This is a genomic window from Flavobacterium sp., from assembly GCF_043720215.1.
Lineage (GTDB): Bacteria > Bacteroidota > Bacteroidia > Flavobacteriales > Flavobacteriaceae > Flavobacterium.
Window position 1 is genome coordinate 1 of sequence record NZ_JAYSSZ010000197.1, and the last position, 8,975, is coordinate 8,975.

At 33.9% G+C, this 8,975-nt stretch carries 5 protein-coding genes and 1 pseudogene; all 6 read right to left on the bottom strand.

Annotated features, from left to right (window positions below):
• Positions 1–233 precede the first annotated feature (233 nt).
• Positions 234–572: a tRNA-binding protein gene (locus ACHZC3_RS09070; RefSeq protein WP_394759549.1), complete on the bottom strand. Its 339-nt coding sequence runs from the start codon at positions 570–572 to the stop codon at positions 234–236.
• 142 nt (positions 573–714) lie between these two features.
• The gene (locus tag ACHZC3_RS09075) at positions 715–1,059 is read right to left on the bottom strand and encodes a GIY-YIG nuclease family protein (RefSeq protein ID WP_394759550.1); all 345 of its coding nucleotides are present in this window, start codon (positions 1,057–1,059) and stop codon (positions 715–717) included.
• Positions 1,060–1,243: 184 nt separating this feature from the next.
• Entirely contained in the window at positions 1,244–4,216 is a 2,973-nt protein-coding gene (gene secDF, locus ACHZC3_RS09080; RefSeq protein WP_394759551.1) for a protein translocase subunit SecDF, read from the bottom strand.
• A gap of 205 nt (positions 4,217–4,421) precedes the next feature.
• Positions 4,422–5,357, bottom strand: a complete 936-nt coding sequence (locus ACHZC3_RS09085) for a malate dehydrogenase (RefSeq protein ID WP_394759552.1) — start codon at positions 5,355–5,357, stop codon at positions 4,422–4,424.
• A 96-nt stretch (positions 5,358–5,453) separates the two neighbouring features.
• The gene (gene gyrB / locus ACHZC3_RS09090) at positions 5,454–7,397 is read right to left on the bottom strand and encodes a DNA topoisomerase (ATP-hydrolyzing) subunit B (protein ID WP_394759553.1); all 1,944 of its coding nucleotides are present in this window, start codon (positions 7,395–7,397) and stop codon (positions 5,454–5,456) included.
• Positions 7,398–7,572: 175 nt separating this feature from the next.
• A pseudogene (gene asnB / locus ACHZC3_RS09095) lies at positions 7,573–8,880 on the bottom strand (asparagine synthase B); the annotation flags it as partial.
• Positions 8,881–8,975: the final 95 nt, after the last annotated feature.

Below are 8,975 nucleotides of genomic sequence, written 5' to 3' on the forward strand. Positions count from 1 at the left end.
TGTTGAAGATAGTAATGAATCTACAGAAAATGACTACTGGGCCAATTTTGAAAAAGCATTAACTTCAGAATCAAACAAAAAAGTTACTAGAAACAAAAGAACATTTATGGTAGCTAATGCAAATGAGGAAACTGCAAAAAAATTAGAATATTATTTAGAACATTATTGGAAATAAAAATCAGATTTATTATAAAAATAGAAGCTCAAAATTGTAAGATTTTGGGCTTTTTTTGTTACCCAATTCTCAAACCATTCTCAACTTTTAGATCGCTAGAAAGTAAAACAATATCGTTGTTCTTTCCTATAGAGCCGAGAACCAAACATTCGCTCATAAACTTACCAATTTGTTTTACAGGAAAATTAGTAACTGCCACAATTTGTTTACCAACTAAATCAATTTTAGTATAACACATAGTAATTTGTGCTGATGATTTTTTGATTCCAATTTCATCTCCAAAATCGATTGTTAGTTGATAAGCGGGATTTCTTGCTTCTGGAAAATCATTTACTTGTATGATGGTTCCTATTCGCATTTCTACTTTTTCGAAATCACTCCAAGCTATTGTATTCATTTGTTTTTTATTTATAAAGGGCTTCGACTCCGCTCAGCCTGACATTTGTTTAATCACTAACAATTAATCTAAATACACTATATTAGTTAGTTTAATTAGCTTCGACTCCGCTCAGTTTGACATTACAAAAAATGCTTAATCTCTACTCAATGTCCTTCTGAGCGGAGTCGAAGGAAATTTTAAAATTACTTGAATGACTCTCATTTTTACATATAGACAAATTCTTTAAATCTTCCCATTTATCATCTATAATTGCTTCTTTCTTTTTTCTACTCCAACCTTTTACTTGCTTCTCGAATGTAATTGCTTGATTAACCTCATTAAATTCTGTGGAAAAAACCAATTGTAAAGGTCTTTTGTCAAAAGTATAACAACTTAAATTTAAACCATTTTGATGTTCATAAAATTTTCTATTCATATTATTAGTCATTCCAGTATAATAACTACTATCTGAACATTTTAGAATATATACATAATATTGTTTCATTTTGTTTTTGTTTATTAAGGCTTTGACTCAGCTCAATCTGGCAGTACAAAAAACACATGATTTCTACTCGATGTCCTCCTGAGCGGAGTCGAAGGGTTTGCTTGGCTTCGACTCCGCTCAGCCTTACAAAAAAAATCCTCCGTTTTGCAACGAAGGATTTTCTTAAGAAATTATATTTTTACTATTATGCGTTTGCTGCTGCATGTTTTGCTGCAATTGCATCTTTGTCTGCTTTTGGCATTGTGTCAACCAAAACTGGTGTTGCAATGAATAAAGATGAATAAGTTCCTACTGCAATTCCTACTAACATAGCAAAGATAAATCCTCTGATTGATTCTCCACCGAAGATAAACATAATCAATAATACTAATAACATCGTTAATGACGTATTGATTGTTCTAGACAATGTAGAGTTAATAGAATCGTTTACAATATGATTAAAATCACCTTTTGTTTTACCAGCAAGGAACTCTCTAATTCTGTCAAATACAATTACAGTATCATTCATAGAATAACCAATAACGGTTAAGATAGCTGCAATAAAGTGCTGATCCATTTCCATGTGGAAAGGCATAAATTTATAACAAAGAGAATAAATTCCTAATACAAATATAACGTCATGCGCTACAGCTGCTAGTGCTCCTAATGAATATCCTAATTTACGGAAAGAAACTACTAAATAAAGACCTACAACCAACATAGCTCCTAAAACCGCCCAGAATGAGTTGGTTTTAATATCTGCTGAAATCGCTGGACTAATTTTTGAAGCTTGTAACACTCCTAACTCTTTACCGTCGTAAGAATTTATAAATTTCTCATAAGTCATACTTGGAGAAAAATGACCTTTTAGTGCATTGTATAATTTTTGATTCACTTCTGTATCAATGTTTACACCTTCTTCTTTAATTTTATATTTTGTAGTAATCTTAAGTTGATCGTCTGTACCAAATATTTTTGCTTCAGCACTTTGGAAAACATCTTTTTTAGATAATTCAGCTGCAATAGCTGTTGGTTCTACTGTTTTTTCAAATTTAACTTGAAAAGTTCTTCCTCCAACAAAATCGACACCTTCATCAAGACCATTCACAAAGAATATTGAAATTAAACTGATAATAACAACACATGAAGAGAAAATATAAGTTCCTCTTTTGATTCTTAAGAAATCAAAATTGAATCCTGTAAACCAGTTTTTAGACCAACTGTTTGCAAATTCTAATTTGGTTCCTTTTGCAACTGCTCTATCTAAGAATATTCTTGTGATAAAAATAGACGTAAATAAAGACGTTATAATACCAATTAATAAAGTTAAAGCAAATCCTTTGATAGGTCCTGTTCCAAAAATATATAATATAGCACCAGTTAAGATGTGTGTTACGTTTGCATCAATAATAGAACGCATCGCACCAGTCCAACTGAACGATTTTTTAACCGCTTCGTCAAGACTTAATCCTGCACGTAATTCTTCTTTTGCTCGTTCGTATATAATGATGTTAGCATCTACTGCAGTACCCATTGTTAAAACGATACCTGCAATACCTGGTAATGTTAATACAAAACCGAAACTTGCCATTACTCCAAAAAGGAATAATAAGTTGACAATTAAGGCAATGTTTGCATACCAACCCGCTTTACCATAATAAATTAACATCCATAATGATACTAATAATAAACCAACAATAGATGAAGCTAAACCGTTATCGATAGCTTTTTGTCCTAAAGATGGCCCTACTACTTCAGACTGCACGATTTCTGCTGCTGCAGGTAATTTACCAGCACGCAAAACGTTAGCTAAATCTTTAGTTTCTTCTATTGAGAAAACACCAGAAATTTCAGATCGTCCTCCAGCAATTGGTCCTGAAGAAACACCAGGAGCTGAATAAACGATATTATCTAAAACAATTGCAATATTACTTTTTTGAGTATAAGCTCTTCCTGTTAATTCTTCCCAAATTTTTGCTCCTTTACCATTCATTTGCATAGTAACTGATGGTTTTCCCATTTGGTCAAACGAATCAGAAGCGTCAACTAGAACACCACCACTCATAGGAGGTGTGTTTGTTCTGTTTCCTTTTAATGCATATAACTCTACAACATCAGCAGTTTTTTCAGAAGGTTTTCCCCAAACAAATTTAGCATCAGCTAAATTACTTGGCAATAAAGCTTTGATATCTGCACGTTTGAAATAACTATTAATTACTGCTGTATCTTTAGATTTAACATAAGCTAATACTGGACTTCCTTGTTGTCCTCCACTTACAATTTTACTAAAAAATGGTCCCATATCTGCTTTTGTAGCAGTAGAATCTTTTACAGTTTTATCAACTAATAAAGAATCTATTTTTGAAGTTGCTTTTGTAGCAACATCAGCAGTAGTAGTTTTTTCAGTTTTCTTTAATGCTTCATTTACTGAACCTAAATAATTACCAACTTCTTCAACTTTTAAAGTTTCCCAAAATTCCAATTGTGCAGTACTTGATAAAAGTTTTTTAGCTCTATCTACATCTTTTGCACCTGGAAGTTCTACAAGAATACGACCTGTAGTTCCTAACTTAACTATATTAGGTTGTGTAACACCAAATTTGTCGATACGCTCACGTAGTACTCTAAAAGCACTTTCTATAGATTCTTCAACTTTTTTGCTAATTACTTTTTTTACATCAGCATCAGAAGTATTGAAATTAATTTTTTCTGCATCTGCTAAAGTTCTGTTTCCAAAAATATCTGGAGAAGCTAATTTTACACTTCCGTTTGAATTAGCATCAAAAGCTTCATAAAAAGCATCTAAATACGATTGATTCCCTTTTTGATTTGTTTTTGCATCAGCTAAAGCCTTGTTGAAAACAGGATTTGTAGTATTGTTAGCTAATTGTTTCAACACATCTTTAACAGAAATTTGCAATATCACATTGATACCACCTTCTAAGTCAAGTCCTTTGTTGATTTGTTTTGTTTTTACTTCCTCGTAAGTAAAGTAGCTTAAAAACACTTTTTCTTTCCCTATCGAGTCAAGATATTTTACTTCTTTATCTTGATTTCCGCATGCAAAAGATTTTGCATCGTTTTTCACTTTATTAGCAACAAATGTGAAAGAAAGTTGGTAAATACTTACCAGTGCAAATATTATTGCAATAAATTTAATAAGTCCTCTATTCTGCATTCTGTGTAAAAATTAATTAATTCTTTGTTTGGTTTCTTTGTTTTTGAATTATAAAAATAGGGTAAAAAACACTATCCTGTTTTCACAAAACGTGCAAATATATAAATTTAACCACAAAGAACACAAAGAATTTCACAAAGTTCACTAGGTTTTTAGATTCTTTGTGAACATTGTAAAATTCTTAGCTACTTTGTAGTTAATATATTTAAGCTAAAACTGATTTTAGATCAGCATTCATATTACGAACAGCCTCTGCACTTTTCGCAAATAATGCTTTTTCGTTTTCGTTTAGGTTGATAGTAACAATTTCTTCGATACCGTTTTTACCAATAATACAAGGTACTCCGATACAAATATCTGATTGACCATATTCTCCGTCAAGCATAACTGAACAAGCAATCATTTTCTTTTGGTTATTCAAAATACTATCTACAAGATAAGCAACTGAAGCACCTGGCGCATACCAAGCTGAAGTTCCTAATAATCCTGTTAATGTAGCTCCACCAACCATAGTATCAGCGGCTACTTTATCCAATTGTTCTTGAGAAAGAAATTCTGAAACTGGAATTCCGTTATAAGATGCCAAACGAGTTAATGGAATCATTGTTGTATCACCGTGACCACCGATAACCATTGCCGAAACATCATTTGAAGGTTTGTCTAATGCTTTTGATAAATAATATCTGAAACGTGAGCTATCTAAAGCACCACCCATTCCGATAATTCTATTTTTTGGCAAACCTGTTGCTTTCAAAGCTAGGTAAGTCATCGTATCCATTGGATTAGAAACCACAACCACAATAGTATTTGGAGAATGTACTAAAACATTTTCTACTACATTTTTTACAATTCCTGCATTAATCCCTATTAATTCTTCACGGGTCATTCCTGGTTTTCTAGGAATTCCAGAAGTAATTACTACAACATCAGAATTTGCTGTTTTAGAATAATCGTTTGTAACTCCGGAAAGTTGTGTATTAAAACCTGTATTTGTTGCGCATTGCATCAAATCCATTGCTTTACCTTCGGCAAAACCTTCTTTAATATCTAATAACACTACTTCGCTTGCAATTCCTCTATAAGAAATAACATCTGCACAAGATGCTCCTACATTCCCTGCTCCTACTATGGTAACTTTCATTTTTATTTTTTTATGTTGATTTGTTTATTTGGTTAATCGTTTATTTGGTTATTTGTTAAATCGATTAACCGAATCAACAAATAACCAAATAAACTTTTAGGCATCAATATTTGCGTAAACTGCATTTTTCTCTATAAATTCTCTACGAGGCGGAACCTCATCACCCATTAACATCGAGAAAACTCTATCAGCTTCTGCTAAACTATCAATATTTATTTGACGTAAAGTTCTGAATTCAGGATTTAAAGTAGTATCCCACAATTGCTCCGCATTCATCTCTCCAAGACCTTTATAACGTTGAATAGCAGCGCTTCCACCCATTCTTTCATTGGCTTGATCGCGTTGCACTTCGTTCCAAGCGTATTCTTTTTTATTTCCTTTTTTAACCAAGTATAATGGTGGTGTTGCGATATAAACGTGCCCTTCTTCGATTAATTCTTTCATAAAGCGGAAGAAGAACGTTAATATTAAGGTAGAAATGTGGCTACCATCAATATCCGCATCACACATAATTACTACTTTATGGTAACGTAATTTTTCAAGATTTAATGCTTTACTATCTTCGGCAGTACCAATGGTTACACCCAATGCTGTAAATATATTACGAATCTCTTCGTTTTCGAAAACTTTGTGGTGCATGGCTTTCTCCACATTCAAAATCTTACCACGTAATGGCAAAATAGCTTGAAAAGCTCTGTCACGTCCTTGTTTTGCAGTTCCTCCTGCCGAATCTCCCTCGACAAGGAAAACTTCGCATTTTGCTGGATCTTGTTCAGAACAATCTGATAATTTTCCTGGCAATCCGCCTCCACCCATTACGGTTTTGCGTTGTACCATTTCACGTGCTTTCTTAGCAGCGTGACGTGCTTGTGCAGCCAAAATTACTTTTTGAACAATGATTCTCGCATCATTTGGATTTTCTTCCAAATAATTTTCAATCATATCTCCAACCGCTTGAGAAACTGGAGAAACTACTTCTCTGTTTCCAAGTTTTGTTTTGGTTTGACCTTCAAATTGAGGTTCAGCAACTTTTACCGAAATAATAGCTGTTAATCCTTCACGGAAATCATCTCCTGAAATTTCGAATTTCAATTTATCTAACATTCCAGACGAATCTGCATATTTCTTCAACGAACGGGTTAAACCAGTTCTAAAACCTTGCAAGTGCGTTCCTCCTTCGTGGGTATTGATGTTATTTACGTAAGAAAATATATTCTCTGTATAACTTGTATTGTAAATTAAGGCAACTTCAACTGGAATTTCACCTTTGTCGTTATCCATAGAAATTACGTGCGCAATAATTGGCTCACGATTTTTATCTAAATAACGGATATATTCTTTTAGCCCTTCTGTAGAATGAAAAACTTCTGAAACAAAATTTCCGTCTTTGTCTTTCTCTCTTTTATCTGTAAAAGTAATTGTAATTCCTTTATTCAAAAATGACAATTCACGCATACGAGCAGACAAAGTATCGTATGAAAACTCTGTTGTTTGCGTAAAAATAGTATCGTCTGGATAAAAAGTAACGATAGTTCCACGTTTTGTAGTTTCGCCAATTTGTTTTACTGGATAAAGTGCTTTTCCTTTTTCGTATTCTTGTTCATAAACCTTTCCATCACTACTGTGAACAGTTGCTCTCAAGTGGTTTGACAAAGCATTTACTACCGAAACTCCAACTCCGTGCAATCCTCCAGAAACTTTATAAGAATCTTTATCAAATTTTCCTCCAGCACCAATTTTAGTCATTACAACTTCTAGAGCTGAAACGCCTTCTTTTTTATGAATTCCTACTGGAATACCACGACCGTTATCTTCTACAGAAACCGAACCATCTTCATTTATATCTACTCTAATCGTATCACAATGACCTCCCATTGCTTCATCGATAGAGTTATCGACAACTTCATAAACTAAATGGTGTAAACCACGAACACCTACATCTCCAATATACATCGACGGACGCATACGAACATGCTCCATTCCTTCTAATGCCTGAATACTATCTGCTGAATAATTATCCTTCTTAATTTCGTCGCTCATATAAATTTATTCTAAAAAATGTAATTTTTGTCTAACAGGCAAATATATACTATTACGAATGATTTTGAAACCAAAACCTACGATTTAGTCATGAAGTTATCAACAGTTTATTAATAATTATAAAAAAAACGTCTTGAAAAAATCAAGACGTTTTTAAGAAAAAAATTTAAAATCGTTAAGCCATTATATTAGATTTTGCAATTTCCAAATCTGCTTGTACATGCGCAACGTTTGCACGACCGCTTGGGTCTTTGTTTTCTTGCCATTTTGGAATCCATTTTCGTACTGTTTCAGCTGCGCTTTGTTGTGGATAATATTTATGAAATATAGTTCTATAAAAATAAGCTTCTTTGGTTGTTGGCGTATTATACGAAAACATTTTTTTAGCTGAATCCAATTGTTCATCCGTTACTTTTGATGCACAATATTCGATTAATTGATCTATCCAGTTATAACCCACACCATCGGAAAATTGTTCTTTTTGACGCCATAAAACTTCATCTGGAAGATATGGATTGTCCTGTGTATCGAAAGCTTTGCGAAGAATATATTTTTCTTTTCCGTCGTAGGTTTTTGGTTGTTTTTCTTCTGGTTTTATTAACATCGCAACATCAAGAAATGCTTTGTCAAGAAAAGGAACACGAGCTTCGAGTCCGTGCGCCATAGTCGACTTATCGGCACGAAGCAAATCGGCGGTGAATAATTTCTGAACCCTTTCTATGGTTTCTTTTTGAAAATCTTCGGTAGAAGGTGCATTTCTAAAATACAAATAACCTCCAAAAATCTCGTCTGCTCCTTCACCAGAAAGAACTACTTTAATTCCCATATCGGTAATTGCTTTCGATAAGAAATACATAGGTGTACTGGCTCTTACCGAAGTCACATCGTATGTTTCTAAATGCCAAATTAATTTGTCTAAAATCTCAATTCCTTGCTCGATAGTAAAATGAACTTCGTGGTGCTCTGTTCCTAAAAACGCAGCTACTTTTCGAGCAGCTTTGGCATCGGGTGCATTTTCATCTAATCCAATAGAAAAAGAATGTAAAGTTTTGCCTTTTTCTTTCAACAATCTTGATGCAATAGATGATGTTAATGACGAATCTAATCCTCCCGAAAGCAATACTCCAATAGGCACATCGCTCATTAATCGTTTGCGAGTCGCTTCGGTTAATGTGTCTCTAATTAGTTTTAAATCTAATTCGTTTGTTGCTTTTTTATAATCGTCATATTCAGGTTTGTAATATTTAACAAATCCAGTTTTTGGTGTATAAAAATGTCCCGGAGGAAAGGTTGAAAAAGTTTTGCATTGATCAACAATTGGTTTCATTTCTGAAGCAAAATACATTCTGCCTCTTTCGTCTAGACCGTAGTACAAAGGCTTCACTCCCATTGGGTCACGTCCTGCAATATAATCATCGCCATCTATAACCACAAAAGCGAAATCGCCATCTAACTTATTTAGCCCAGGGCCACTTCGTGCAGGAGCACACCGCCTGCGAGTGGTGTGACTTCACCGCCGTCTGCGGCCCGCGCCCGCTGCTCGAGCGGAGGCGGCGCTACAAGATCAACGACACCAGG